Annotated in this window: 17 protein-coding genes; 4 read left to right on the top strand and 13 right to left on the bottom strand. The window is 70.3% G+C overall.

Annotated features, from left to right (window positions below; genetic code table 11):
* Nucleotides 1-4 precede the first annotated feature (4 nt).
* The 11 genes from KGQ19_RS06790 to KGQ19_RS06740 all read right to left on the bottom strand — a co-directional run bounded on the left by KGQ19_RS06790 (nucleotide 5) and on the right by KGQ19_RS06740 (nucleotide 15740).
* Nucleotides 5-1039: an NAD(P)-dependent alcohol dehydrogenase gene (locus KGQ19_RS06790; protein WP_212008215.1), complete on the bottom strand. Its 1035-nt coding sequence runs from the start codon at nucleotides 1037-1039 to the stop codon at nucleotides 5-7.
* A 30-nt stretch (nucleotides 1040-1069) separates the two neighbouring features.
* Nucleotides 1070-3388: an alpha-galactosidase gene (locus tag KGQ19_RS06785; RefSeq protein ID WP_212008214.1), complete on the bottom strand. Its 2319-nt coding sequence runs from the start codon at nucleotides 3386-3388 to the stop codon at nucleotides 1070-1072.
* Nucleotides 3389-3397: 9 nt separating this feature from the next.
* Nucleotides 3398-4195 carry a carbohydrate ABC transporter permease gene (locus KGQ19_RS51755; RefSeq protein ID WP_368862063.1) on the bottom strand — a complete coding sequence of 266 codons (798 nt, stop codon included), beginning with the start codon at nucleotides 4193-4195 and terminating at the stop codon, nucleotides 3398-3400.
* Nucleotides 4196-4296: 101 nt separating this feature from the next.
* Complete coding sequence (locus tag KGQ19_RS06775) at nucleotides 4297-5157, bottom strand: carbohydrate ABC transporter permease (RefSeq protein WP_368862062.1); 861 nt, start codon at nucleotides 5155-5157, stop codon at nucleotides 4297-4299.
* Between the two features lie 71 nt (nucleotides 5158-5228).
* Nucleotides 5229-7691 (bottom strand): glycosyl hydrolase family 95 catalytic domain-containing protein, encoded by a 2463-nt coding sequence (locus KGQ19_RS06770; protein ID WP_212008211.1) that lies wholly within the window; start codon nucleotides 7689-7691, stop codon nucleotides 5229-5231.
* Between the two features lie 8 nt (nucleotides 7692-7699).
* Nucleotides 7700-10132: a glycosyl hydrolase family 95 catalytic domain-containing protein gene (locus KGQ19_RS06765; RefSeq protein WP_212008210.1), complete on the bottom strand. Its 2433-nt coding sequence runs from the start codon at nucleotides 10130-10132 to the stop codon at nucleotides 7700-7702.
* 33 nt (nucleotides 10133-10165) lie between these two features.
* Nucleotides 10166-11215 carry a Gfo/Idh/MocA family protein gene (locus KGQ19_RS06760; RefSeq protein WP_212008209.1) on the bottom strand — a complete coding sequence of 350 codons (1050 nt, stop codon included), beginning with the start codon at nucleotides 11213-11215 and terminating at the stop codon, nucleotides 10166-10168.
* The gene (locus KGQ19_RS06755) at nucleotides 11212-11940 is read right to left on the bottom strand and encodes a ThuA domain-containing protein (protein ID WP_212008208.1); all 729 of its coding nucleotides are present in this window, start codon (nucleotides 11938-11940) and stop codon (nucleotides 11212-11214) included. The genes KGQ19_RS06760 and KGQ19_RS06755 overlap by 4 nt, the downstream gene beginning before the upstream one ends.
* 114 nt (nucleotides 11941-12054) lie before the next feature.
* Nucleotides 12055-13467, bottom strand: coding sequence for an ABC transporter substrate-binding protein (locus tag KGQ19_RS06750; RefSeq protein WP_212008207.1), 1413 nt, complete (start codon nucleotides 13465-13467; stop codon nucleotides 12055-12057).
* 174 nt (nucleotides 13468-13641) lie between these two features.
* A complete protein-coding gene (locus KGQ19_RS06745) occupies nucleotides 13642-14634 on the bottom strand; it encodes a LacI family DNA-binding transcriptional regulator (RefSeq protein ID WP_307856359.1) in 993 nt (330 codons plus the stop codon).
* Nucleotides 14635-14873: 239 nt separating this feature from the next.
* On the bottom strand, nucleotides 14874-15740 hold the full coding sequence (locus tag KGQ19_RS06740) for a hypothetical protein (protein WP_212008205.1): 867 nt from the start codon (nucleotides 15738-15740) through the stop codon (nucleotides 14874-14876).
* Between the two features lie 251 nt (nucleotides 15741-15991).
* Between KGQ19_RS06740 and recQ the strand changes: the two genes are divergently transcribed.
* Nucleotides 15992-17953: a DNA helicase RecQ gene (gene recQ, locus KGQ19_RS06735; protein ID WP_212008204.1), complete on the top strand. Its 1962-nt coding sequence runs from the start codon at nucleotides 15992-15994 to the stop codon at nucleotides 17951-17953.
* 47 nt (nucleotides 17954-18000) lie between these two features.
* On the opposite strand, the gene KGQ19_RS06730 is transcribed toward recQ, so the two are convergent.
* Together KGQ19_RS06730 and KGQ19_RS06725 are read right to left on the bottom strand one after the other, a co-directional pair.
* Nucleotides 18001-19500 carry a glycoside hydrolase gene (locus tag KGQ19_RS06730; protein ID WP_212008203.1) on the bottom strand — a complete coding sequence of 500 codons (1500 nt, stop codon included), beginning with the start codon at nucleotides 19498-19500 and terminating at the stop codon, nucleotides 18001-18003.
* A gap of 88 nt (nucleotides 19501-19588) precedes the next feature.
* Nucleotides 19589-20194 (bottom strand): DUF3885 domain-containing protein, encoded by a 606-nt coding sequence (locus KGQ19_RS06725; RefSeq protein WP_212008202.1) that lies wholly within the window; start codon nucleotides 20192-20194, stop codon nucleotides 19589-19591.
* Nucleotides 20195-20410: 216 nt separating this feature from the next.
* Here KGQ19_RS06725 and KGQ19_RS06720 point away from each other — a divergent pair, with 216 nt between their 5' ends.
* From KGQ19_RS06720 to KGQ19_RS06710, 3 genes are read left to right on the top strand one after another with little or no spacing between them, the layout of a single operon-like run.
* Nucleotides 20411-21472, top strand: a complete 1062-nt coding sequence (locus tag KGQ19_RS06720) for a hypothetical protein (protein ID WP_212008201.1) — start codon at nucleotides 20411-20413, stop codon at nucleotides 21470-21472.
* A 12-nt stretch (nucleotides 21473-21484) separates the two neighbouring features.
* Nucleotides 21485-23407 carry an HSP90 family protein gene (locus KGQ19_RS06715; RefSeq protein WP_212008200.1) on the top strand — a complete coding sequence of 641 codons (1923 nt, stop codon included), beginning with the start codon at nucleotides 21485-21487 and terminating at the stop codon, nucleotides 23405-23407.
* Complete coding sequence (locus tag KGQ19_RS06710) at nucleotides 23404-26547, top strand: hypothetical protein (protein WP_212008199.1); 3144 nt, start codon at nucleotides 23404-23406, stop codon at nucleotides 26545-26547. The genes KGQ19_RS06715 and KGQ19_RS06710 overlap by 4 nt, the downstream gene beginning before the upstream one ends.
* Nucleotides 26548-26633 lie beyond the last annotated feature (86 nt).

The raw sequence follows: 26633 nt of genomic DNA, 5'->3' as shown, positions 1-26633 counted from the left end.
GGAGCTATTCAGGCACCAACACGGCTCGGCCACCGACCTGCCCCGCGGCGACAGCGGCCATCGCCTCGGCGGCAGCCTCCAACGGGAACGTCTCAGTACCCAGCGTCACCCTCCCCGCCGCCGCCAACGCCATCAGCTCGCCGAGCTCCGCGTGCGTGCCGATCTGGTTGCCGACAATGGTGAGTTCGCGGTTGATCATGTCCAGGTGCTCGATGTGGACGCCGCCGCCGTAGCCCACGATCGAGTACACCGCGCCCTTCGCGAGCATGCGCAGTGCCTGCTCCGGAACCCCGCCTTCGCCGACCAGGTCCAGGACGGCTTGGGCGCCGTGGCCGGCGGTCAGGTCCAGGACGGCGTCGGCGGCGGCTTCGGCGGGAAGGGTGACGACCTCATCCGCGCCTAGTTCGTAAGCGGTCTGAGCTCGCGCTTCATCCGGTTCCACGACGACCACCCTGGCCGGCGTCAGGATCTTCAGCAGCTGGACCGCGATCTGTCCGACGCCGCCCGAGCCGAGACAGACCACTGTCGTGCCGGTGCCTGCGAACGGAGTCAGGCGCCGCACCGCGTGCATGGCCGTCAGGCCAGCGTCCGCGAACGGGGCGAGTGGGGCCGGGGACGTGCCGGGCGCCAGCTTCACCAGCGCCCGCGCCGACGTCAGCATCAGCTCCGCGTATCCGCCGGGCCAGCCGTCGACACCGGGGAAGCGCCAGGTGGCGCAGTGCATGTCGGCGCCGCGCCGGCAGGCGTCGCAGAACCCGCAGGTGACGGCCGGGTGCACGATCACCGGGTCGCCGACCGCAAGGTGCGGGACGCCGGTGCCGACCGCCTCGACCCAGCCGGCGTTCTCGTGGCCGAGGGTCAGCGGCAGCCGCTGGTTGAACGCCGCTTCCAGCCCGCCCTCGACAATGTGCAGGTCGGTACGGCAGATGCCGGCTCCGGCGATCCGGACCACCACGTCCTGCGGCGCCTCGACCTTCGGCTCCGGCCGATCGACGACGGCGACCGGCCGCCCGAATCCGACCACTTGGACCGCGCGCATCAGCATCCTCCCTTACTCAGAAGCCCCATCTCACCCTTCCCGTACCAAATGCACCATCGTGCTGACCGGATCGCCGCCGCCCAAAGCCATCGGCAGCCCCCGGCTCAGCAGCACCGCGCCGTGGTGCACGATCCCGCTGCGCACATCGCGATACCGTCCGGCGGCATCGACCCCGCGCAGCACCACCGGCCGCTCGATCTGCGCGAACCGCCGCTCGCGCCGGTAGATGAACACCACGGCCTCGGAGCGATCGGCCGCGACGTACTCCACCCCGCTCAGATCCCCCGCCGCATCGCCGTGCGCGTACCGCACCCCGTGCTGCACAACAGGCCGGATCCGCTTATAGGCAGCCACCATCTCGCGCGCCGTGGCCGACTCCGCCTCGCTCCACTCCGCCAGGTTGCCGCCGATCCCCAGTACGCCGGCCATCGCGACATGGAAGCGGAACTCCAGCGGGATCCGACGTCCGGTGTGCGGGTTCGGCGAATCGGTGACCCACGCCGACATCACCCGCGCCGGGTACACCTGCGCGAAGCCCTCCTGGATCGCCAACCGGTCCAGCGCGTCCGTGTTGTCCGACGTCCACACCTGGTCGACGCGCGCCAGCATGCCCGGGTCGAGCCGGCCTCCGCCGCCGCTGCACGCCTCGATCCGCAACGCCGGGTGAGCGGCACGCAGGTTGTCCAGTACGGCGTACAGGTTCTCCACGTACCTCCGCCACACCAGGTCGCCTCCGTCGGCACCGGCCTGCGGCCACCCCACCTCGGTGAACGGCCGGTTCATGTCCCATTTCAGGAACCCGATGTCGTTCTCGGCCACCAGCCGGTCCAGCTGCTCGTGCACCCAGGCGGCCACATCGGGCCGGGCCAGGTTCAGCACCAACTGGTTCCGATGCTCGCTCCGTTGCCGAAAGGGCTGGTGCAGCACCCAATCCGGATGTTCGCGGTAGAGATCAGAGTCCGCGTTCACCATTTCCGGCTCGACCCAGAGCCCGAAGTCCATGCCCAGCTCGCGCACGCCCTTGGCCAGCGGCGCGAGGCCGTCCGGGAACCGGTCCGGGTTGGGCCACCAGTCGCCGAGGCCGGCCCGGTCCGAGGTCCGGGACCCGAACCAGCCGTCGTCCATGACGAACAGTTCGACGCCGAGCGCCGCCGCCTGCCGGGCCAGTGCCAGCTGTCCCTCTAATGAGACGTCGAAGCCCGTCGCCTCCCAGGAGTTGTAGACGACCGGCCGCAGTTCCGCGGCGTGCGGCAGCACGTGGTCCAGGACGTATGCGTGCCACGCCTGCGAAGCCGCGTCGAACCCGCCGTCCGTCCAGATCCCGGCACTGACCGGGGTGGTGAGCACCTCCCCGGGTGCCAGCGACCAGGCCAGGCCGTCGTGCCCGAACCCGGCGGCCACGACAGTGCGGTCGGCAGACGTGCGCTCGACCGTGATCTGCCAGCTCCCGCTCCAGGCCAGCGCGCATCCGAAGACCTGGCCGTGGGCCGGGCCCGCGGTGCCGTCGTCGACCATGACCCACGGGTTCGCGTGGTGGCCGGTGATGCCGCGGCGGCTGGTGAGCAGCGTCTCCCCGAACGGCGGTGACGAGCGGTGCAGCCGGGTTTCGGCCGACCATCGCCCGCGCACCTGGCTCAGCCGGTAGTCGGGGAGCGGCGGCAGCGTCCAGGAGGCGGAGTCAGCTCTCAGTACACTGATGGGCTCCTCCCCCGACGCTCCCGTGTGCCGCAACACCAGCCGCCGCTCGATCACCGGGCTTCCCCTCCGAACCCGGTGTCGGCTTTCCACAGCCAGTGGATAGTGCCGGTCGGCGAAGCTCAGGACGAGCTCGGCCGAGTCGCCGGAGTCGTCGGAGTCCGCGATCGAGGCCTGGACGAACCGCAGCTCCAGATCGCGGGTGCCGTCCGCGAACCGCACGGCGAGCTGGGCGTGCCCGAACTGGAACGCGGCGCCGGCCGCCAGTTCCAGCGGGCCGTCGACGTCCTCCTCGAACGGCCAGGCCCCGCCGTGCCCGACGGCGCCGAAGCCGGGAGCCTCTGCGGGACCGCCGATACCGCCGGAGCTTCCGTGACCCACAGAGCTGCCGTGACCGCCGGAGCTTCCGAGAGCACCGGAGCTGCCATGACCGCCGGGGCCGCCGAAAGCCGAGCCGACCGGTCCGGCCACAGCTGCCGCGACCGGAACGGCCACCGGCACTCCGACCAACGCCGCGGCCTGCTCCACCCCCAGCGCACGTCCCCAGTGCGCGGACAACAACCGGTCCCGATCGTCCAGCCGCAACACCGCGCACGACCGGCCGGCGGTCACCACCCAGGCCCGAGCCCCGGGAATCGACCGAATGAGCGTCATGATTCCCTTTCAGCCCTTGACCGCGCCACCGGTCAGGCCCTTGACGAAGTGCTTCTGCAACAGGAAGTAGAAGATGACCACCGGCAACGCGGCCAGGAACATCAGTCCGAACAACTGCCCGTAGTTCGACTGGTGCTCGCCGAGTGCCCGATAGACGCCGACGGTGACGGTGGTCCCGCCGACCGGTCCGAGGATGATCAGCGGATCCAGGAAGTCGTTCCAGATCCACACCCCCAGGAAGATCAGCACGCTCGCCGTCGCCGGCCGCAGCAGCGGGAAGATGACGATCCAGAACGTGCGCCACCGGCCGGCCCCGTCCAACGCCGCGGCCTCCTCCAGCTCGATCGGGATCGAGCGGATGAAGCCGGCGAAGACGAAGACGCCGAACGGGATGTAGTACCCGACGTTGAACGCGACCATGCCGGTGAGAGTGGTCATCAGGTGCGTCAGCCGCAGGATCCGCACCACCGGCACGAGGATCACCTGCGGTGGCACCATCAGCCCGGCGAGCAGTACCAGCAGCATGACCCGCGCGAACCGGCTGCGGGTCCGGGCGAGGTAGTGCCCGAGCATCGCGGACAGGATCGCCAGCACCACGATCGAGACCGCGGTGATCTCGACGCTGTTGATCAGGCCGTCCCAGTAGAGGTTGTCCGGACGGTCCAGCGTCGCCTTGAGGTTGTCCAGGGTCGGCGGCCACGGGATGGACGCCGGCGAGCCGGTGATATGGCCGCCGGGCTTGAACACGTTCACCACGACCAGATACAGCGGCACCGCGAAGAGCGCGGTGACGATCAGCGCGACCAGCGGCCGCACCCACGGGGCCCGCGACTCGTCGCGTCGGCCGGGATGCGTCCCGGCCTCGCGCGCCGGCGTCGTCTCGGCCGCTTCAGTTGTCGTTCCCGCCGTCACAGCTCCACCTCCCGCCGTTGCAGCAGCCGCAGCGCCACGCTCGACACCACCGCGACGATGATCAGCATCACCACGGCCATCGCCGAGGCCATCCCGGTCTTGTTCTCGGTGAACCCGGTCTGGATCACGCCGTACGCGACCGTGGCCGTCGTCCCGGTCCCCGGCCCGCCGTGCGTGATCACCTGCACGTAGTCGTAGGTCTTGAACCCGGTGATCAGCAGCATCACCGTGTTGATGGTCAGCGCGGGCGCCAGCATCGGCCAGGTGACCCGCCGGAACCGGGTCCACTTCCCGGCCCCGTCGATCGCCGCCGCTTCCAGCAGTTCGTCCGGCACGCCCTGCAGCCCGGCCAGATACACGACCGTGCAGAACCCGAGCAGCTGCCAACTCGCGATCGATCCCACCGAATACAGCGCGATCGACGGATCGGACAGCCAGCCCGGCGGATGCTTCACCCCCATCGAGCCCAGCACCGTGTCCAGCAGCCCGCCGTCGGTGAGCATCGCCTGCCACACCACGGAGACCACCACGGAACTGAGCACGACCGGCACGAAGAACACCGTCCGCAGCGCGCGGTAGAGCCGGCCCTGCCGGTTCAGCAGTACCGCGATCGCCAGCCCTGCGACGTTCGGCACGATCACGATGATCAGCGTGAGGATCGTGGTGACCCGGACCTCCATCCGGAAGTCCGGGTCGCCGAGCAGCTTCACGTAGTTGTGCAGCCCGGTGAACTTCGTGTGCGGCGCGAACGCGTCCGCGTTGGTGAAGCTGTAGCCGAGGCTCAGCACCAGCGGCGCGAACACGAAACACGCGTAGAAGAACAGCCCCGGCGCGCCGAACCCGAGGAAGTACCCCAGGTTCGAGCGCCGGTTCTTCGTGCTTTGCCGGGAACCCTGGCTGGACCCCCGTAATGAGCCTTGCATGGATGTCATGGGGTGACCTTGTACGTGGTGCCCGCCGTAGTGGCGAAGGTGGCCCGACCACCGGAAACGGTGACGGGGACGGAGGTTCCGTCGGCGGTGACGGTCGCCGTGCCGCCGGTCCAGGGCAGGACCAGCGTGGCGTTCCCGCCGGCCTGGCTGGTGATCCCGACCGAGGCGACGGTGCCGCCGCTGACGGCGCTGTTCACCAGGAACGCGCCCTTGGCCAGCAGCGTGAACGACGCGTCCTGCGAGGTCGGCCAGCACGGGAAGACCCGGATGGCGCCGCCCTCGCTCTGCATCAGCATCGAGTTCAGCGTCTCGATCGACCCGGAGGTCTCGATCCCGCCGCCGCCTTGGAAGTCGGTGTCGTTGCCGGCCCGCCACAGATACGCGATCGAGGCCTTGAACTTGTCGACGAGATCGTCGGCGGGCCACCCGGCGCGGGCCGCGATGGTGAACTCCTTGGGGAAGCCGTTGTTGGAGTTGCCTCCCGACGTCACGCCCCAGGAGTTCATCTGAGTCAGGGAGTTGATCGCGTACTGCAACAGGTTGGCGTCCCCGCCGATCGAGCACTGCTCGCCGGGGAAGATCACGCCTTCCATGTTGATCGGCTGGTTCCCGGGCTCGAACTTGTCCGGCAGGCTCGGGTTGTTGATGACCTCGGCGGTGTAGAAGACCGTGACGCCGTTGTAGGTGCCGGTCGGGTACGCGCTGAGCTTGGCCAGGAAGCTCTGCCACGTGGACTGCATGTTCGCGTCCACACCGAGGATCGCCGAGGTCTCCAGCAGAGTGTTGACGACCTTGCGCGCGAACCCGAGGTCCAGGTTCGGGTTGGTGTCGTCGCCGCCCTCGTGCGCCGAGGAGTGCTCGAACACCCAGCGCTTGCCGTCCCACACCGCGAAGTCGCGCCAGAACGCGTCCAGTTCCTTCAGCAGCGGATACAGCTGCGTCTGGAGGTAGGCGGTGTCCCTGGTGTACTCCCAGTGCCAGATCAGCGGCAGCGCCGCGAAGGTGGCGTTGGACTTCTGGTCGGCGGGCAGCTTCGTGTAGTCCTTCGTGGACGCGACCGGAGCCGTTGCGGGCTGTTTCTCATAGAGGTGGAACGGCGTCATGCTCCGTTGGAACGCCGTGCCCTGATATCCCGCGCCATGGGTGGTGTTCCGCTGCCACGGCACCTCGTTGTAGATGACGCGGCGGTAGGGCTCGGACAGGTCGGCGTGGTTGGAGGAGAAGGCGCCGTAGTACAGCGCCTCCTCGTTGTAGTTCAGGAAGTAGCGGCCGCCCCAGTTCGGCGTGTCGTTGGTGAGCCACTGGGCCCACAGCGACGGCGCTGTCGGGGCGCCCGAGCGGGTCGCGCTGCCCAGCACGTACTGCGCGTTGAAGTAGTACGCCTCCAACTGCGAGTCGCCGACCACGACGTTGGACTGCGTCCAGAAGTCCTGCCAGAACGCGGCGTGCGTGCCCGCGGCGCTGGAGACCCACGACGCGTCGACGGCCGCGGCCGCGCTGACCGCCTGATCACGCAGCTGCGTCGGGGTCGGCGCGGTTGTCGGGTCGGACACGTCCTGCGCGTGGGAGCGGAAGACGGTCACCAGCGTCGCGGTCGCCCCGCCGGCCAGCGTGAACGTTCCGGTGGCAGAGGTCTGTGACGACGTCTTCGTGCCGCTGGTCTTCGTGAACTTGGCACCGACGAGCTGAGTCGCCGAGGCGGCGGTGGCCTGCAGGCTGACGTTGCCGTTACCCGAGGAGTTGTTCTGTCGGGTCAGCCACAGCTGCGTGCCGTTGATCGAGCCCGAACCGGACGGATAGGCCTTGTCGACCGGGAGCGTGACGGTCGCGGCCAGCGTGACCGAAGAGCTCCCCGACTTGGACGACAGCTGCGTGATCAGGACGCTGTCGTTGTCGGCCGTCCACGACTTCATCGTGACCGTGGCGTTCGACAGCGCGAGCACCGTCGTGACCGCGGCCCCGGCCAGATCCGTGGTCATCGAGTAGCCGCTGGACGCCGCGCTGGCGCCGGAGGCCGCGACCGTCAGCTTCCCGATCGGCAGGATGGAGTTCTGCCAACTGAGCGGGCTCGTGCTCTTGCGGTCGTCGCCCCAGAAGTCGCTCTTGCCGAAGGCGAAGGTCTGCTGGGTGGCCGAGGAGTCACCGACCACGACGCCCAGGTCACCGTTGCCGAGCAGCATGCCGGTCGTGTACTTGTTGGTGACGACGCCCGATATGGGCTTGGTGACGTGCGGGTTCACAGCCGCGAGTTGGGCTTGGACCGCCGGCCAGCTGATGCCGGAGGCGGCCGACGTACCGGCCGCGCGTCCCGCGCCGACCGCGCCGACCACACCGGCGCTCCGAGAGCCGGCCGCGCTCGCCTGCTCGGCAGCCGTCCCCACCAAGACCGCACCGACCCCGGCGGCAGCGCCGCCGATCAGCGCGCGCCGACCGATGCGCGCATTTCCGTTGGTAGCCATTGTCCTGCTCACCGTCCCTTCGGGGTGACGCGGTAGGTGTGGCCGGCCTCGGTGCGCCAGGTGACCCGGCCACCGGACGACGAAGCCGAGACCCGACCGCCGTGCGACTCGTCGACGATCTGCGCCGACCCGGTGTTCCACGGCAGCTGGAGCGTGGCGTCCCCGCCGACCCGGCTGTGCAGCCGGACCTGGCCGACCTTCCCGCCCCGCTGTGCCGCGCCGACCAGGAACGCGCCCTTGGCCTGGAGCGTGAACGACGCGTCGCGCGCCGCCGGCCAGCACGGGAAGACTCGGATCACGCCGTCCTCGCTCTGCATCAGCATCGAGTTCAGCGCCTCGGTGGTGCCGGTGGTCTCGACCCCGCCGCCGCCTTGGAAGACCGTGTTGTTGCTGGGCCGCCACAGGTAGGCGATGGAGGCCTTGAGCTTCTGGAACAGGTCCTCGGCCGGCCAGCCGACGCGGGCCGCGATGACGAACTCCTTGCAGAAGCCGTTGTTGGAGTTGCCGCCCGGCGTGACTCCCCACGAGTTCATCTGGGTCAGGGAGTTGTTGGCGTACTGGAGCAGCATCGCGTCGCCGCCGATCGAGCACTGCTCGCCGGGGAAGATGACGCCTTCCATGTTGATCGGCTGGTTGCCGGGTTCGAAGGTGTCGGGCAGCCCGGGGTTGTTGATGATCTCGCCGGTGTAGAAGACGGTGACGCCGTTGTAGGTACCGGTCGGGTACGCGCTCAGCTTGGCGAGGAAGTCCGTCCAAGCCGGTCGCAGATCGGCATCCACACCGAGCACCACCGACGTGTCCAGCAGGGTATTGATGACCTTCCGCGCGAACCCGAGGTCCAGGTTCGGGTTGGTGTCGTCACCGCCTTCGTGCGCGGAGGTGTGCTGGAAGATCCAGCGGGTGCCGTCCCAGACCGCGAAGTCCCGCCAGAACGCGTCGAGTTCCTTCAACAGCGGGTAGAGCTCGGTGCGTAGATAGTCGAGGTCCCGGGTGTACTCCCAGTGCCAGATCAGCGGCAGCGCGCCGAAGGTGCCGTTGGACTTCTGGTCGGCGGGCAGCTTCGAGTAGTTCTTCGTCGCCGCGACCGGGACCGGCGCCGGAGGCGTCTGGTACAGGTGGAAGGGCGGAAGGCTCCGCTGGAACGCCGTGCCCTGATACCCGGCGTTGTGGGTGGTGTTGCGCTGCCAGGCCACCTCGTTGAGGATCATCCGCCGATACGACTCGGACAGCTCGGCGTGGTTGGAGGAGAAGGCGCCGTAGTACAGCGCTTCCTCGTTGTAGTTCAGGAAGTAGCGGCCGCCCCAGTTCGGGGTGTCGTTGGTGGTCCAGGCGGCCCATAGCGACGGCGGGTTGTGCACACCGGAGCGCGTACCACTGCCCAGCACATACTGCGCGTTGAAGTAGTACGTCTCCAGCTGCGAGTCGCCGAGCACCACGCTGGACCGGGTCCAGAAGTCGGTCCAGTAGGCGTGGTGCACGGCCCGCGCATCGCGGAGCCACCGGTCGCGCATCGACGCCGCCGCCGCGATCGCCTGGTCGCGCAGCTGGTCCGGGGTCGGCACCGGGCTGGTGTCGGAGAGGTCCTGGCCGTGCGAGCGGAAGACGGTCAGCAGGACCGCTCGGCCGCCTCCGCGCAGCACGAACGTGCCGGCCGCTGTGGTCGCCGTGGAGCTCGGCGCGGTGAACGAACCGCCCAGGACGACGGTCGCCGACGCCACGGACGCCTTGTAGCTGACGTCGCCGTAGCCGACGGCGTTGTTCTGCCGGGTCAGCCACAGCGCTCCGCCGGTGACGCCGGCCGCCGACGGATAGGCCGGGTCGTTCGGCAACACCACGCCGGCGTTCAGGGTGAGGTCGGCATCGCCGGCCGCCGAAGAGAGCTCGGTGATCAGGACGTTGTCGTGGTCGGCGGTCCAGGAGTTCAGGGTGAGGGTGCTGCCCGCGAACGGCAGCACCGACGTGACCTGAGCGGTCCCGATGTCGGTGACCATCGAGTAGCCGCTGGCCGCCGGCGTGGCGCCGGACACGGCGACGGTGAGCGCCCCGACCGGCAGGATCGAGTTCTGCCAGGACAGCGGGCTCGCCGTCTTGCGGTTGTTGCCCCAGAAATCGCTCTTGCCGAAGTGGAAGCTCTGCTGCGCGACCGAGGAATCGCCGACGACCACGCCGATGTCGCCGTTGCCCAACAGCATGCCCGGCGTGTACTTGTTCGTGACGACCTTCTGGATCGGCGCGCTCACCCGCGGGTTCGCCGCGGCCAGCTGGCGCCGGACGTCCTCCCAGCGCACCCCGGATCCGGATCCGCAGTCAGGTGAAAGGTTTCCTGGCGTGTTCGTACTCGCCGAAGCCGGTGCTGCGAACGCGACACCGGTGACGGAAGCCGCGCCGGCGGCCCCGGCCGTCGCGGCGATCACGGAGCGGCGGCTGATGGTGGAGGTCATGAGCTGTTCTCCCTATCTGACGCGGTGCGGATATCAGTTCTCGACGATGACGACTTGTCCGTACTGGGCCGAGGCCACGGCGGCCTCGACCATGGCCAGGCTGCGCAGGTTGTCGTGGCACTCGCCGTCCGGGGCTTCGCCGGTACGCAGCGCGTGCACGAATCCGGCCAGGACCTCGGCCAAGCCCGGGAACTCCGGCGACTGCGGCGCGACCGGCAGCGTCTCGGACGCCGGTTCCGGCTCGCCTTCCCCGCGTGCCGGGGTGAGCACCGGCGCGCCGAGGCCGTCCCAGCTGACCGAGCCGTTGGCACCTTCCAGGTACCAGCGGCCGGTCCAGGACGTGAAGTCCGAGCGCGCGGTCCAGCAGCCGGTGAAGGCGAAGTGCAGGCCGTCGTCCATCTGGAACAGGGCCTCGGCCGAGTCGTTGCCCGGGTACCAGGACCAGGGCGTCTGGTAGGCGTTGCAGAACACTGACTGCGCGTCGGCGCCGGTGACGGCGCGCGCCGCGTCGAACAGGTGGATGGCCATCTCGCGCAGCAGCGGCTCGTCCCAGAGGTGGACGTAGGGGCCGGCGCGGTGCGGGAGACGGAAGTCGATCTCCAGGCGGGTGAGCGGGGCCAGCCGACGGGCCGCGTCTATCAGTGCCCTGGTACCGGCGAGCTGGCGCCGGTCCTGGGTGACCGCGAGCAGCCGTCCGGTGCGCTCGGACACCGCGACCAGTTCCCGGGCCTCGGCCAGCGTCATGGCCATCGGCTTCTCGGACAGGACCGCGCAGCCGTGTTCGAGGGCTGATGCGGTGACCGACCGGTGCGCGGCCGGCGGGGAGCTGTTGAACACGATGTCCGGGGCGAGCTCGGCCAGCAGCGCGGTCAGGTCGGTGCCGATCGTGATGTTCCCCGGCGCGTCGGACCCGGCCTCCTTCACCGCCTCCCGCAGCGCGGCCTCGTCCAGGTCCACCCAGCCGACCAGTTCGGTGTCGGCCTGCCGGGCGATCTCCCGGGCCCAGTTCCGGCCCATGAACCCGGCGCCGACGATGACCGCGCGCAGCGGTCCCGGCGTGCTGACCGTGGCGAACCCGCTCATCGCTCCCACCACCCGACCGGCGAGGGCTCGTCCACGAAGTACTCGCCGATCGGGCCGGTCGGCGCGGCCCAGCGCACGGCGTTGGCGATCACGTCCTGCACCTCCTTCTGGTGGTAGACCGGGCATTCCTGGTCCCCGGCGCCGAAGTAGAAGATCCGCCCGGCCCCGCGGGTGAAGCAGGCGCCGCTGCGGAACACCTCGCCGCCGCTGAACGAGGACAGGAACACCAGCTCGTCCGGGTCCGGGATGTCGAAGGGCTCGCCGTACATCTCGTCGTGCGGGATCACCAGCGGCTGCGGGATCCCGGCGGCGATCGGGTGGCCGGGCTTGACCGTCCAGACCAGGTGCCGGTCCTCGCCGTGCCGCCAGCGGCGGTCGCAGCTGGTGCCCATCAGCGAGGTGAACAGCTTCGAGCCGGCGCCGGAGTGCAGGACCACCAGGCCCATGCCGTCGAGCACCCGGCGGCGGATCCGGTCCACGGTCACGTCGTCCATCTCGGCGTGCAGCAGGTGGCTCCACCAGATGAGGACGTCGGTGTCCTCGACGGCTTCGCGGGTCAGGCCGTAGCCGGGCTGGTCCTGGGTCGCGGTGGTGATGTCGGCCGCGGGGCCGAGCCGCTCGACCAGGGCCGCGGCGACGGTGCCGTGGATACCCAGCGGGTAGCGTTCGGCGATCTCGGGGCGGGTCAGTTCGTGGTGGTTCTCGTTGAACACGAGTATCCGCACTGCGGAATTCCTCTCAGAGTGCTGGTTCAATGCGCAGAGTCCTGGTCCGAGGCACAGAGCCCTGGTTCACGACGCAGAGCCCTGGGTTCGGGGTCCAGGGCTCTGGTCGACCGCTCAGTCCGACGACTGCTTGGCCCACTCGGAGTCCAGATAGGACGCCGCGTCCTTGGCCGACTTCTTGCCGAGCATCACGTCCTCGACCGCGCCGTAGACCACGTCGACCATCCCCGGCAGCAGCGCGTCGTCGCCGGCCTCCCAGCTGAACGCCTTGACGACGGTGCCGCTGGTCTTGGCCTGCTGGTACAGCTGGTAGGACTCGTTGAACACCGGGCCGGTGGTCGACGGCGGGGTGTAGCCCTTGATCGCCGGGAACAGCGCGTCGCTGAGCACGTTGTTGTCCAGGTTCTGCTTGTCCAGCTGGAAGGCCAGCGCGAACTTCTTGGCCATGTCCAGGTTCTTGGCGTGCGCGCTGACCTCCAGGCCGCCGCCGGTGTAGGCGGGCATGACGAGCTTGCCGTCGTCGGTGGGCCAGGCGAACACGCCGATGTCGTCCTTGATCGGGCTGGCGTCGGCGGCCGAGGCGAACCAGATGCCCATCGGGTACATCGCGCCGCTGCCGTCCAGGAACGCCTTCTGGCTGTCGGCGTAGTTGCGGGACAGGCCGGAGCGGTCGATGTAGCCCTTGGCGGCCAGGTCGCCGACCCGCTGCAACGCGTCGACGAAGTCCGGGTCGGAGAACTTCACCTGGTTCGTGTGCCGCTCGACTAGCCAGTTCGGATCCTGGCGGTAGACCTGGGTGGCGACCGTGGCCGACAGCGGCAGTACCGCGGCGAAGGCGTCGGAGCCGCCGCCGACCTGGAACGGCAGGACCCCGGCGGCCTTGAGCTTGGCCGAGTCGTCGAGCATCTGCTGGTAGGTGGTCGGCGTGGCGGTGATGCCGGCCTTGGCGAACATCGACTTGCGGTAGTAGACCATCGGGATGGTCTGGGTGTTCGCCGGGAGCTGATACACCTTGCCGCCGATGGCGCCGCCGTCGGGCACCTCGAACTGCGTCAGGTCGCCGGGCTGCCAGGCGTACAGGTCCCCGGCCTGCGCGAAGCCGGTCGGCGTGACCGCGATCATCACGTCCGGGAACTGCCCGGAGGCCTTGAGCTGCTTGGCGTAGCTGGTGCGGTCGGAGGTCGGGGACACCAGGCGCTTGACCTTCATGCCCGGGAACTGGTCGGTGACGCGCTTGATGGCCGCGTCCCAATAGGCCGGGGTGAGGTTCGGGGTCTCGAAGGTCAGGAACGTGATGGTGTTGTTGTCCCCGCCGGAGCTGGAGGAGGACGAGCCGCCGGCCGCCGAGCAGGCGGACAGGGCCAGGGCGGCGCCCGCGGCCAGCGCGGCGAACCGCGGCAGGGCCGGGCGGCGCCGTCGGCGGCCGGAGCCGCCGCTGCCCGGGGCGGAGTCGGCAGTCGCCGCGTCCGCCGCCTTGTTTGTCGCCGTGTCTACAGAAGACGGTGCTAGGTGTCGTCGTGTGAACATCCGCTGCCTCCTGGGGCTAGGGAATGAACCCCGGCGAGCCCAGCCTCACTCGGAGCCCGTGAGCGCTCACGGGAGCGCTCACGGGGGTAAGAGTGGTCCGGCTCACACCGTCTCGTCAAGAGGCGTTACCGGATTGCGTTCACATTGCCGTAGCCGAAGGCTTCGGTGAACGATTCACGCCGAGCCGCGTACCCGCAGCTCCGGGCTCAGCACCACCGGCTCCGGCGTGCGGCCGGCCAGCAGTTCGGCGGCGGCGGCGACAGCGAGTTCGCCCATCCGCCGGATGTCCACGTACACCGAGGTGATCGGCGGTTCGACCAACTCGCCCAACGGCAGGCCGTCGAAGCCGACCACCGCGAAGTCCTCCGGGACCCGCACGCCCGCGGCCTTCAGACCGCGCACCGCGCCGACCGCCAGGATGTCGTTGTACGCGAACACGGCCGTGATCTCCGGCTTACGCGCCCGCAACACCCCGATCGCCTCGGCCCCGCCCTCGACGCTGCGCGGCGCGCTCTGCACATCGTCCTCGCCGACCTCCAGCCCGAGTTCCCGGGCGACCGCCAGGAAGCTGGTCCGCCGCTTGTCGCGCGGGTCGGCGGCGCCGTCGACCATCCCGATCCGCCGATGCCCGGCCGCAGCCAGGTGCCGCACCGCGAGCCGCACGCCGCCGGCGACGTCGATGCCCACGCCCGGCGCCGCGCCCGCGTCCCAGCCCGGATCGAGCACCGCGAACGGCACCCCGAGTCGCTCGGCGTGCGCGAAGACCTCCGGCGAGGTGAGGAATCCGGCCCCGACGTCGGCCTGCGCGGCCAGCGTCGACAGCGCCAGGACCTCGCGCTCCGGGTCCTCGCCGGTGTCGTAGAGCACGACCTGCCAGTCCCGGGCCTGCGCCGCCCGCAGCACCCCGGAGGCCAGCTCCGGGAAGAACGGGTTGCCGATGTCGGAGATGATCAGACCGAGCGTGGTGGTGTCCTGCCGGATCAGCCCGCGGGCGAACCGGCTGGGCCGGTAGTTGAGGCTGCGCGCGGCGTCCAGGACCCGTTTCTTGGTCTCCGCGTCGATCTCGGCCTTGTCGTTGACCGCCCGAGACACCGTCTGCCGCGACACCCCGGCCAGCTTTGCCACGTCCTCGATGGTCGCGCGCTTGACCCGGGACTCCGGGGTCACGTTCAAGAAGGTCGCCTCCTGCTGCCAGCGGAAAGAACACGCCCACCGCGGCCCGCCGGAGTACCGGCACCGGCCGCCCGCCCGGGACGCGAAGGAACGGCGCCCCCGCTGCGGGGACGCCGAGTGCGCTTGATCGGGACGCCGCCGCCCCAGGTTCACGGTACTCGATGCGGCGGCGGGTTCGGGGGAGCCGGCTACTCCTGGGCCCAGCACCGGCCGGGACCGCGCTCCTTCAGGGCTCAGTTATGGATCACACACCCGTTGGCGTTGTTGCTCCAGATCGGCTGCATGGCGAAGGTGCCGGTGGACAGCGTCACCGCCTGGAAGTCGCTCTCACACTGGTCGCCGATCTCCTCGCCGTTCGGCGCCACCCAGCCGTTCCCGGCCTGCGGGTCGGTGACCGACTCGGCGTATTCGTGCCCTTCGACGATGCTGAACGCGTCCAGCTTCCCGCCCAGCGCGCTGTTCGGGCAGCGGCTGCCGGCCGGGGCGTCGAGCTGGTAGGGCATGTTGGTGTAGGACACCGAGCCGGTGTAGTCGTGGTACGCGCAGAAACCGGAGTTCGGCCAGCCGTCGGGGTGCGTGCCGTGTGCACTGAGGACGACGATCTGTGCGTCGGCATTCCCGGTCACCCCGAAGTGCGACGCGCCCCGGTTCCCCTCACTGGCCACGGCGTTGGCACTGGGATTGGCCGGCTCAGCCTTGGCGTTGTCCATCCACACGCCGCCGAGAACCGCACCGCTGAAGCTCGGTCCCTGACCGCTGGAGTCGGTGTACTGGGAGGTGATGGTGGACCAGTTGTCCGAAGTCGTCCCGAGTCCCTGGAACAGACTCGTCAGGTACGCGGGTATCCCGTTGGTGTCGCTCTTCCACTGAGATCCCCAGAACACGAGATAGACCACGGGGTGCAGTTGGACCGGCCCGCCGCCGTACTGCATGTTCTCGCCGGCCTGCGCGGCGTGCGCACTCGCGCTTTCGCTGTACGCGCCCGCCGATTGCCGGCCGTGGCCGGCTGCGGCCTGCCCGGCGCCCGCGGTGGCGGTGACCAGGCCCGCGGCCATGAGGACGGCGGCTACTGTGGTTCGCCCGTTCCTGTTCATGCGCATGCTGAATTGCTCCCAACTCAGTGTTTTGGCATGGATGTGCGGTTAGGGGTGAGGTTAGCCGTGGAAACGGATTTCGCATACCCTTGATATGACCCTTAGCCGTCGTGCGCCCGGGGCTGCGCGATCTTCGCGGCGACCGCACGAGGCGCTGCCGGCCCGGGCCGGGGACCGACTCCGGGCGAGGATGGCCCCGACCTGGCAAAAGGCCCAACCTTCCGGCCCCGCCCCATCCACCTCCGTAGACTCCTGGCATGGCTCCTCCCGAATCCACCCATACGGCCACCGACGCGGACGACGTCCTGCGGCGTGTCTTCGGCTACGACTCGTTCCGCGGGGCGCAGCAGGAGATCGTGGAGCACGTCATCGCCGGCGGCGACGCGCTGGTGCTGATGGCGACCGGCGGCGGGAAGTCGCTGTGCTACCAGATCCCGGCGCTGGTGCGGCCGGGGGTCGGGGTGGTGGTCTCGCCGCTGATCGCGTTGATGCAGGACCAGGTGGACGCGCTGACCGCGGTGGGGGTGCGGGCCGGATTCCTCAACTCCACGCAGGATCCGGACCAGCGCCGGTTCGTGGAGTCGATGTTCCTGGCCGGGGAGCTGGACCTGCTCTACCTCGCGCCGGAGCGGCTGCGGTCGGAGCAGACCCTGCGGCTGCTGGACCGGGGCAAGATCTCACTGTTCGCGATCGACGAGGCACACTGCGTCTCCTCGTGGGGCCACGACTTCCGGCCCGACTACCTGGCCTTGTCGATGCTGCACGAGCGCTGGCCGGACGTGCCGCGCATCGCCCTGACCGCCACCGCCACCCAGGCCACGCACCAGGAGATCGCCGAGCGGCTGAATCTGGGCGGGGCCAAGCACTTCGTGGCCGGGTTCGACCGGCCGAACATCCAGTACCGCATCGTGCCGAAGGCCGAGCCGAACAAGCAGCTGCTGGAGTTGCTGCGCACCGAGCACGCGGGCGACGCCGGGATCGTCTACTGCCTCTCGCGCGCCTCGACCGAGAAGACCGCGCAGTTCCTCAGCAACAACGGGATCCCGGCGCTGGCCTACCACGCCGGGCTGGACGCCGACACCCGCGCCCGGACCCAGTCCCGCTTCCTGCGCGAGGACGGCCTGGTCATCGTCGCCACCATCGCCTTCGGCATGGGCATCGACAAGCCGGACGTCCGCTTCGTCGCGCACCTGGACCTCCCGAAGTCGGTCGAGGGCTACTACCAGGAGACCGGCCGGGCCGGCCGCGACGGCCTGCCCTCGACCGCCTGGCTCGCCTACGGCCTCCAGGACGTGGTGCAGCAGCGCAAGATGATCGCCTCCTCCGACGGCGATGACGCCTACCGCCGCCAGCTCACCGCGCACCTGGACGCCATGCTCGCGCTCTGCGAGACCGTCGAGTGCCGCCGGGTCCAGCTGCTGAACTACTTCGGCGAGGCCGGCGAGCCGTGCGGCAACTGCGACACCTGCCTGAACCCGCCGCAGTCCTGGGACGGCACGGTCCCCGCGCAGAAGCTGCTCTCCACGGTCTACCGGCTGAAGAGCGAGCGCCGGCAGCGGTTCGGCGCCGTCCAGTCCATCGACATCCTGCTCGGCAAGCAGACGCAGAAGGTCAGCCAGTTCAGCCACGACCAGCTCAGCGTCTTCGGGATCGGCACCGAGCTGACCGAGGGCGAGTGGCGCGGCGTGGTGCGGCAGATGCTGGCCCAGGGCCTGCTGATGGTCGAGGGCGATTACAGCACCCTGGCTCTCACGCAGGAAAGCGGCGCGGTGCTGCGCGGCGATCGCAAGGTACTGCTACGCCGGGAGCCGGAGAAGCCGGCGCGGGCGAAGGCGCCCCGGACGGCGTCGGGCTCGGGCGGGGGCGGGGCCGCGGTCCAGGAGCTGTCCGAGGAGGCCAAGCCGGTCTTCGAGAAACTGCGCGCCTGGCGTGGCGCCACGGCCAAGGAGCAGGGCGTCCCGGCGTACGTCGTCTTCCATGACGCCACGCTGCGCCAGATCGCCACGCAGGCCCCGAGCTCCCTCGGGCAGCTGGGCACGATCAACGGCGTCGGGGAGAACAAGCTCGCCAAGTACGGGCAGCCGATCCTGGACGTGCTCGGCGAAGCCCTCGACCGGCCCGGTCGCCCGGAGGCGGCCGAGCCGCCCGCCGAGCTCGACTTCGAGGAGCCGCCGGAGGAGTACCCCGAGGAGTACCCGGATGACTTCTTCGCTGAGTGAGGGCTCCGGTGGCGTGGTGAGGGATCTCGGCTACCGATAGACCCCGTCTACAGATAGACCCCGTCGATCTCGAATGACTGCACCGTGTTCGGCGAGAAGTACGACCAGAACACCTTGCCGTGCAGGAAGGTGTCGGCGTGGTACGTGTACGCGTCCCCGCCCCCGGTCTGCGTCGCCCAACGGCTGACCAGCCCGTTCCCGCCGGACCCGGTGACCGTGCCGAACTTCGACAGGTCGAAGTCGATGTACTGCCCGGTGCCGTAGTTGGTGCTGACGATGACCAGCTTGTGGTTCGCGGCGTCGTAGGCGGCCACCGAGTTGTGGTCGCCGCTGTCGATGAGCTGCATGCCGGGCCGGATGTGCCGGGTGAACTGCGCCAGGACGTAGTACTTGGTGTTGACCGCGCCGATGGTGCCGGCCGCCTCGTCGCACTGGATCGCGCCCCAGCCGCCGCCGTCGAGCACCTGCCAGTAGACCCAGGCCGTGGGATGCAGCCAGGTGAGGTCCAGGTTCAGGTTGCTCGCCAGCGACAAGCCGGTGGCGTCGCCCTCGCCGTACTCGGAGTTCCAGAGCACCTTGCCGGCCGACTTCGCGGTGGCGTAGAGCAGGTCCCGGCGTCCGCCGCCGTACTGGTAGCCGTGCGTGTTGATCTTCCCGACGTTGCCCTGCGCGGTGCCGTCCAGACCCAGGAACGTGGCCCGGGCCTGGTCGTAGGTGTTCTCGTCGGAGGCAGCGAGCAGCGCCCCGCCCAAGCCGCGGCTGTTCAGCTCCGCGCGCAGGTAGTTGATGACCGTCTGCTGGGTCGAGACGTCGAAGTGGCAGCCCTCCTGCGAGCTGGTGTCGGCCTTCCACCACCCGGAGATCGGCTCGTTGAAGGCCTCGACCGAGGTGAACTGGAAGCCCCAGTTGTCGTGCGCGTACTTGGCGATCGTCGCCAGATACACGGCGTGCTGCTGGTAGTTCCACGACTGGAGGTTGTCCGAGGTCCCGTCGGCCGAGCCCGAAGGGTTGTGGTTGTAGCACATCCACCACATCGGCGAGTTGGAGAACAGCTCGAAGTGGTTCACCCCGCGATCGCGCGCCTTCCACAGCATGTTCCGCTGCGGCGCGTCGACGTACCAGTTCCAGCTGGCGGACGCCGGATCCGCCGAGTACCAGTCGAGCCAGTAACCCTCCATCTGCCGGGTCGGCAGCACGGCGGCACCCTTCACCATCGTCGTCCCGCCGATGGAGTTCCCGCTGCAGGCGCCGGCGTTGTAGCGCACGATGTTCAGGCCCAGGCCGGGCAGCGTGGATCCGTTGTAGGGCGCGGAGTTCAGGGTGAAGAAGATGTCTGCGATGTCGTCGCGGTTCCCGAAGGCCTTGGCCCACCACGCCAGCGAGGTGCCCCACCCCTCCCACGTACCCCACGACGTGCCGGGATCGACAGTCGTGGTGTAGTCGGCGTTGGCGGCGGACACCCCGAGGGTGCTGAACGCGGCGGCGGAGGCGGCGGTCGTTGCGGAAGCGGCGAGGAAAGCGCGACGGCGCATGCGATAGTCGGCCACGCGTGTCAGGCTACAGATTCGCGTGCTTTGCGGAAGACCCGCGAACTGGGTAGTGCCGCGTGGCGGAGGCCCCGCGAGCCAGTCGGCGCTACCTGCCGGACGGGTGTCCGGACAGCCAGGCCGAGTGCCGGTCGCGCAGTACGTCGCGTTCGGCGGAGTCGACGGCCAGCACGTCGGCGCCGCCGTCGTAGGGGAGGTACAGGCGACGCAGCCGGCGGTCACCGATCACCACGTTGCCGGCCCGGTACTCCGCGACCGCGCTCAACAGTCGATTCAGGCTCCCGGCGGACCAACCGGTCCACGCCACATAGACGTGCGTGTGGACCACGAGATCAGGGTTCGAATCGTCCTCGGACAAGAAGGACCACCACAGCACGCTCCCCGGGTTGATCCGGAGATCGAGCCGGTCTCGCGGCTCCGGCTCCGGCGTGGTCGACCACGTCGACGTCATGATGAAGACGTCCTCGCCGCCGAACAACTCACCGAGTACCGCGTAGTGCCGCTCCAGGATCGTCCGCCGCTCGGCCGCGTCGCTCGCGTACCGCTTCGACTCCGGCAGGCTGTGGAACCGCACCCACCGATCGCGGTGCTCCGTCGGGAATTCGTGCGCGATCGGCGGCCGATCCCCCATCCGCTCGCGCCACGTCTGCGACAGGCTCGACAGGTCCCTGAGAACATCCTCCCCCGTCGCCACGCCGCCAGCCTACCGAGCCGGGTCCGCACTGACGTTCCCCCAGCCCCGTCGCGATGCGCGTCCCGGCCCCCGACCCGCAGAGCTGACCTGCGGCGCAGCCGCCGAACCGGTTACCGCACTGACGGTCCGGTCGGCTACCGTAGCCGTGCCGGGCCGTGAACCGCGCCGGACCGGTCCAACGGAGGGGATCACACTTTGACGTCGAGCATCCCGACCATGGCGATAGCCGCCGTGGCCGCCGTGTCCGTCATCCGCGGGTTGTCCAAGGGTTATGGCGGCAAGCGGGGCAGGAAGGCCGCGGCGCGGGCCCGGGCCCGCAGGCCTTCCGAGACCGAGGCGATCAAGCCGGTGCCGATCGACCGGTCGCACGGCGATCCCGAGCTCGCCGCGCTGCGCCAGGCCGCGCGGATCACCGACTGGCCGACGGTCGAGGAGATCCTGCGGCCGGTCCGCGACCGCGATGACTTCGAACGCCTCACCTTTCTCATAGGCAACATCGAAGACCTCGGCGGCGACTTCCTGCTCAAGCTCCCGAACCAGCTCCCGTCCGATCCGCTGGCGCTGACCGTGGCCGGCGCCCGGCACTCGGCGTGGGCCTGGGAGGCACGCACCGGCTATCGCGCCTCGCAGGTCTCCGAGGAGCAGTTCAAGGTCTTCCACGATCGGCTGCGCGTCGCCGAGGAGTACCTCTACACCGCCGTCGAACTCGACCCCGCCAACGCCGCGCCCTGGTACACCCTGTGTGTGACCAGCCGCGGCCTGGAACACGGCGCCGACGTCACCCGCCGCCGCTTCGAAGCCGGGATCAAGCGCGCGCCCGGCCACGTCGGCCTGCACCGCCAGATGTTGCAGCAGCTGTGCGCGAAGTGGGGCGGCTCGCACGAGGCGATGCACGCGTTCGCCACGAAGGTCTTCGACGCCGCCCCGCCCGGCAGCGGGCTCGGCGAGCTCGTCGCGCAGGCGCACCTGGAGCACTGGCTGGATCTGGAGCAGGGCCCGGACGACGTCTACATCCGGGACGCGGCCGTGGTCCAGGACCTGCGCCGGGCCGCGGACGCCTCGGTGTTCCACCCGGCCTTCGCCCCGACCTCCTCGCCGTACACCGCGCTGAACACCTTCGCGATGGCCTTCTGGCTCGCGGACGACAAGGACTCGGCGGGCCGGCTGTTCGAGCGGATCGCAGACCACGCCACCAAGGCCCCGTGGCGCTACCGTGGCGACCCCGAGCGGGTGTTCGCGGTGGCCCGGCAGGACTGCGTCAAGAAACGGAAGAAGTAGGGGACACGACACGTGAGCACCGAGCCCGGCCACACCTTCCAAGTCGACCTGCGCGGACTGGTCGACCTGCTCTCCCACCACCTCTACTCCTCCCCGAAGGTGTATCTGCGGGAACTGATGCAGAACGCCGTCGACGCCATCACGGCGCGGCGCATGCTGGACTCCTCGGCCCCGGCCCGGATCCGGATCCGGACCGGCGTCGACGGCGGGATCCGGGTCGAGGACTCCGGCGTCGGGCTGACCGAGGCCGACGTGCACACCTTCCTGGCGACCATCGGCCGTTCCTCCAAGCGCGCCGAGGACGGCGGCCTGGACCTGTCGGCGGCCCGCCAGGACTTCATCGGCCAGTTCGGTATCGGCCTGCTGGCCTGTTTCGTGGTGGCCGACGAGATCACCGTGGTCTCGCGCAGCGCCCGGGACGCGAACGCCCCGGCCGTGGAGTGGCGCGGCCGCAGCGACGGCACGTACCAGATCAAGACCCTGCCACCGGGCACCGTCGCCGAGCCCGGCACCACCGTCACGCTGGTGCCCCGCGGCGACGGCAGCGAGTGGCTGGAGCCGAACCGGGTGCTGCGCCTGGCCCGGCACTTCGGCTCGCTGCTGCGCTACGACGTGGAGATCGTGGACCGGCACGGCGACGTCAGCAAGGTCAACGATACCCCGCCGGTGTGGGACCGGCCGTACGGCTCGCCGCTGGCCCGGCGCGAGGCGCTGGCCGGCTACGCCAAGTCGACGTTCGACTTCGCCCCGCTGGACACCATCGACCTGGACCTGCCGCTGGTCGGGTTGAAGGGCGTGGCGTTCGTGCTGCCCACCCCGGTGCACCCCACGAAGCGCTCCGGACACCGGGTCCACCTCAAGGGCATGCTGCTGTCGGACTCGGCGGCCGAACTGGTGCCGGACTGGGCCTTCTTCGTGTCCTGCGTCGTGGACACCACCGGGCTGCGGCCGACGGCTTCGCGCGAGGCGCTGTACGAGGACGAGACGCTGGCCGCGGTGCGCGACGCGATCGGCGAGCGGATCCGCGAGTGGCTGGTCGGGCTGGCGGCCTCGGACCTGACGCTGCTGCGGCGCTTCATCGACGTGCACCACCTGGCGGTCAAGGCGCTGGCCCGCTACGACGACAAGCTGCTGGCGCTGCTGCTGCCGTGGCTGCCGTTCGAGACCACCGACGGCAACGTCAGCCTGGACGAGTTCGCCCGCGCGCACCCGGTGGTGCTGGTGACGCAGTCGGTCGAGGAGTTCCGGCAGGTGGCGCCGATCGCGGCCTCGGCCGGGCTGGGCGTCGTCAACGGCGGCTACGTGTATGACAGGGAGCTGGTTCACCGGCTGCCGGAGGTGCGGCCGGGCGTGACGGTCGCGGATCTGGACCCGGAGACGGTCAGCGCGCACCTGGACACCGTGGATCCGGCGGCCGAACTCGCCGCGGCGGCGTTCCTGGCCCGGGCCCGGGCGGTGTGCGACAAGTTCGACACCGACGTCGCGCTGCGCTCGTTCCAGCCGGTCGGCGTGCCGGCCATGCTGGTCGACAACCGCGAGGCCCGGCACGAGCGGCGGCGCGCGGAGCTGTCGGCGGACGCCGACGAGCTGTGGGCCGGGATCCTGGGTTCGCTGGGGTCCTCGGCACCGCGGGCGCAGCTGATCGTCAACCATCTCAATCCCCTGATCCGCAAGATCGCGGACATCGCGGACCCGCACCTGTCGCAGACCGCGATCGAGGCGCTGTACGGGCAGGCGCTGCTGATGTCGCGGCGTCCGCTGCGGCCGAGCGACCACGCGCTGCTGAACCGGTCGTTCATCGGGCTGTTGGAGTTCGCGGCGCAGGCGGCCGGCGGCTCCGGCGGCGTCGGCGGCGCGGGCGGCGCGGGGGGATCCGGCGGCTCCGGCGGCGGCTCCGCGGCGGGCACTGCCTCCGACAGCCGGGGTGACGTGTGAGCGGGTTCGGCACGAAGGAGGAGTTCTTCGGCGCGCTGCGCGAGAACCGCGAGCGGGCCGACGGCCGGGCCAAGGCCGCGATCGCCGAGGAGATCGCCGACGAGGCCGAGGTCTTCGGCGACGACGAGGTGACGGCCACCGCGCTGGTCGAGCTGATGAGCTCCTACCACGGCAGCGGCGAGCGGGTGAAGTACCCGGTGGTGTTCGCGCGGCTGCTGCGGTTGTGGGACCGCAACCCGAAGGCGTTCGACGACTGGGAGGCGCACCGCGTCTTCTGGTATTTCAAGTGGGTCGGTGCCGGCCTGCTCACCACCCCGGACGTGCCGCTGGCCGCGATCCGCGGCTGGATCGGCGAGATGCGCAAGCGCTACGAGGCCGCCGACTACGGGTTGCAGCCGGTCTACGGGCAGCTGTACTCGCTGGCGCAGCACCTCGGCGAGGGTGAGGAGCTGGCCTACGAACTGTGGGCCACGCGCGGCCGGACCCGGATGAGCGACTGCGAGGCCTGCGAAGCCCGGTCCCGGGCCGAGTACCACTTCGGGCTCGGCCAGGACGAGCTCGGGATGGCCGAGCTGGAGGCGACGCTGGACGGTCGCAACACATGCGACGAGGAGCCGCACGCCAGCCAGACGGCGGCGCTGCTGCCGCTGGTGCGGTTGGGGCGGACCGACGAGGCGCGCGGAGCGCACCTGGCTTCGTACCGGGCGGTGCGGGGGCGCGAGGCGTACCTGGCGCTGGTCGGCCGGCACCTGGAGTTCTGTGCGCTGACCGGGAACCAGGCCCGTGGCCTGGAGCTGCTGTCGCAGAACCGTGCGTTGTTCGGCTTCACGTCCGCGCCGTTGTCCCGGCTGGAGTTCCTGACCAAGGTCGAGGTGCTGCTGCGCCGGCTGGTCGCGGCCGGGCACGCCGACACGCCCTGCGGCGGACCGCTGGGACGGGAGTGGACGGTCACCGAGCTGCTGGAGTCGGTCGCCGCGGACGCGGACGCGCTGGTGGCGCGCTTCGACGCGCGGAACGGGAACGCGACCATGTCGGGGCGGCGGGCGGAGCAGCTGGCCGAGCAGCCGTTGGTCGCCGAACTGAACCTCGGGGTGCGGGCGGCGGTGTTGGAGGGTGCTCAGACAGCGCTTTCGGTGCCTTCGGCGGGCTCGGCTGCCGCGGCGTCGCAGGCTCCTGAAACGGCGGTCCCGGACGACTTCGCCGCCCTGGTCGCCGAGACGCTGCGGCTGGACCGGCAGTTCCATCCGGACTCGCGGCGGTTGTGGGACTCGTTGCTGGAGCGGGTCGACGGCGCGGATGCCGACCTGGTGACCGACGTACTGCGCGGGGAGATCGCGACCGAGCGGGCCGGCCGGGCACACCGGGAACGGGACTGGGACGCGATCGACACGCACTTCCTGGAGGCCGCCGCGTGCTACGAGCGTGCGGACCGGCCGGACCGCAGGATCGCGTCCCTGGCCCGGGTGCAGTGGAACAAGGCCAACCGCGGGGATCAGGACACTGACGCGGCGGTCGTCGCCGAACAGGCGTGGCCGGAACTGAACGCGCTGCTCGGGCAGATCGACACGCTGCTGGCCGACGGCGGCGCGGCCGAGTACCTCGCCGACGCACAGGTACAGAAGCTGGTGGTGCACCAAAGCCGGGTCTTCGCGGCCCGCAACGCGGCCATCCACGCCGCCGCCCCGGCCGACCGCGAACGCTGGCTCGCCGTCTTCCGCGCCGAGGCCGAGCGGATGGTCCGCGAGGGCACCGGCCTCAACGCCCCCGAGCGGCTGGCGCTGGTGATGGAGGCGGTCGCCGAGTACGACGCCACCCACGAGGACCCCAAAGCCGCCGAACCGCTGGCCCGGCACGCACTCCAGACCTTCACCGACCTCGGCTGGCCCTGGCGCCTGCACCGCTCCCGCATGATCCTCGGCCTGGCACTGGCCGGCCAGGACCGCTACCCGGAGGCGATGCAGGTGCTGCAAACCGGCATCGCCGAGGCGCACCCCGCGGTCGACGCCGACGAGCTGACGCCGCTGTACCGGCTGCTCGCCGAGACCGCGTTGCAGGGCGGCGAGCCGGCGACCGCCGTGCGGGCGTTCGCCGAGGCCGCGGTGCGGCTGGACCGCGAGGGCGACGCGTTCGGGGCGGTCGAGACGCGGTGGCGGATGAGTAATGCGTTGGCGGCACAGGGACAGACCGCGGATGCGGTCGCGGTGCTGGAAACGCTGGTGGAGACTCCGCTCGGCGGGGATGGGGGCTATGCGCCCACCGACCTTGCTACCGACGGCGATACCGATACCGATACCAGTGCCAATACCAGTGACGAGACCAGTGCCGAGACCAGTGCCGAGACCGGTGACAAGACCGGTGACGAGCCGAATGTCGCCGATGCCAGTGCCGTGGCTGACGAACCTTCCAGCGCCACCACCCCCAAGCCGACCAAGCACCCCTCCCGCGCCGACATGCTCATGGTCCAGATCCGCGCGGACCTCGCGCGCGGGTTGCTCGCGCTGGACGAACCGCGTGCGGCGGCCGTCGAGTTCCTGCACGTCGCCGATGCCGTCGACGGGTGGCCGGAGGCCGGGCGGCTGACCGCTGCCGCGGCTGAGGCGGCCGGCGCGCTGGCGTTGGCGCGGAACTGGGACGGCGCCAAGGCCGCGTGGGAGCGCGCACTGGCCTCCAACGCGGTGGCGCCCCGGATCCCGGACATGACCGAGGCCCTGCGGGACATGGCCGGGGAGACCATCAACGCGTTCGGGGCCGAGCGCGCCGAGGACGCGCTCGCGTACCTCACGCAGGCCGATCGGATGCGGGTCGAGTTCGCGGAGGCGGCGCAGGCGCAGTTCCTCAGCGTCGAGGTCGACGAGGCGCAGACCTGCTACACCCGCGGCTGGGTGCTCAACACCGCGGGGCGGCCGCAGGAGGCGATCGAACAGCTGGAGCGTGCCGCCCTGCTCTACGACCGGCCCGGGTTCGCGGCGATCCCGCCCCGGTTCGACGCGATCCGGCAGGCCGCGGTCATCGAGTTCCGCTCGCTGGAGCAGCCGGACGCCGCCAAGGCCCGGCTCGACAAGGCGATCGCGGACGCCGAGGCCGCCGGGCACTCGGAGGGGATCGCGACGCTCCGCAAGCTTCGCGACGCCTTGCGGTGAGCGGGCAGAGGCGCGGGTAAGCCAGAGGGCTGACTTCCGGTCGTGTCGACCGGAAGTCAGCCCTCGAAAATCTTCAGCCCCTCACC

Source organism: Catenulispora pinistramenti (assembly GCF_018274385.1).
In the GTDB taxonomy this organism is placed as follows: Bacteria; Actinomycetota; Actinomycetes; order Streptomycetales; family Catenulisporaceae; genus Catenulispora; species Catenulispora pinistramenti.
This window is presented reverse-complemented; position numbering and strand designations above follow the sequence as displayed.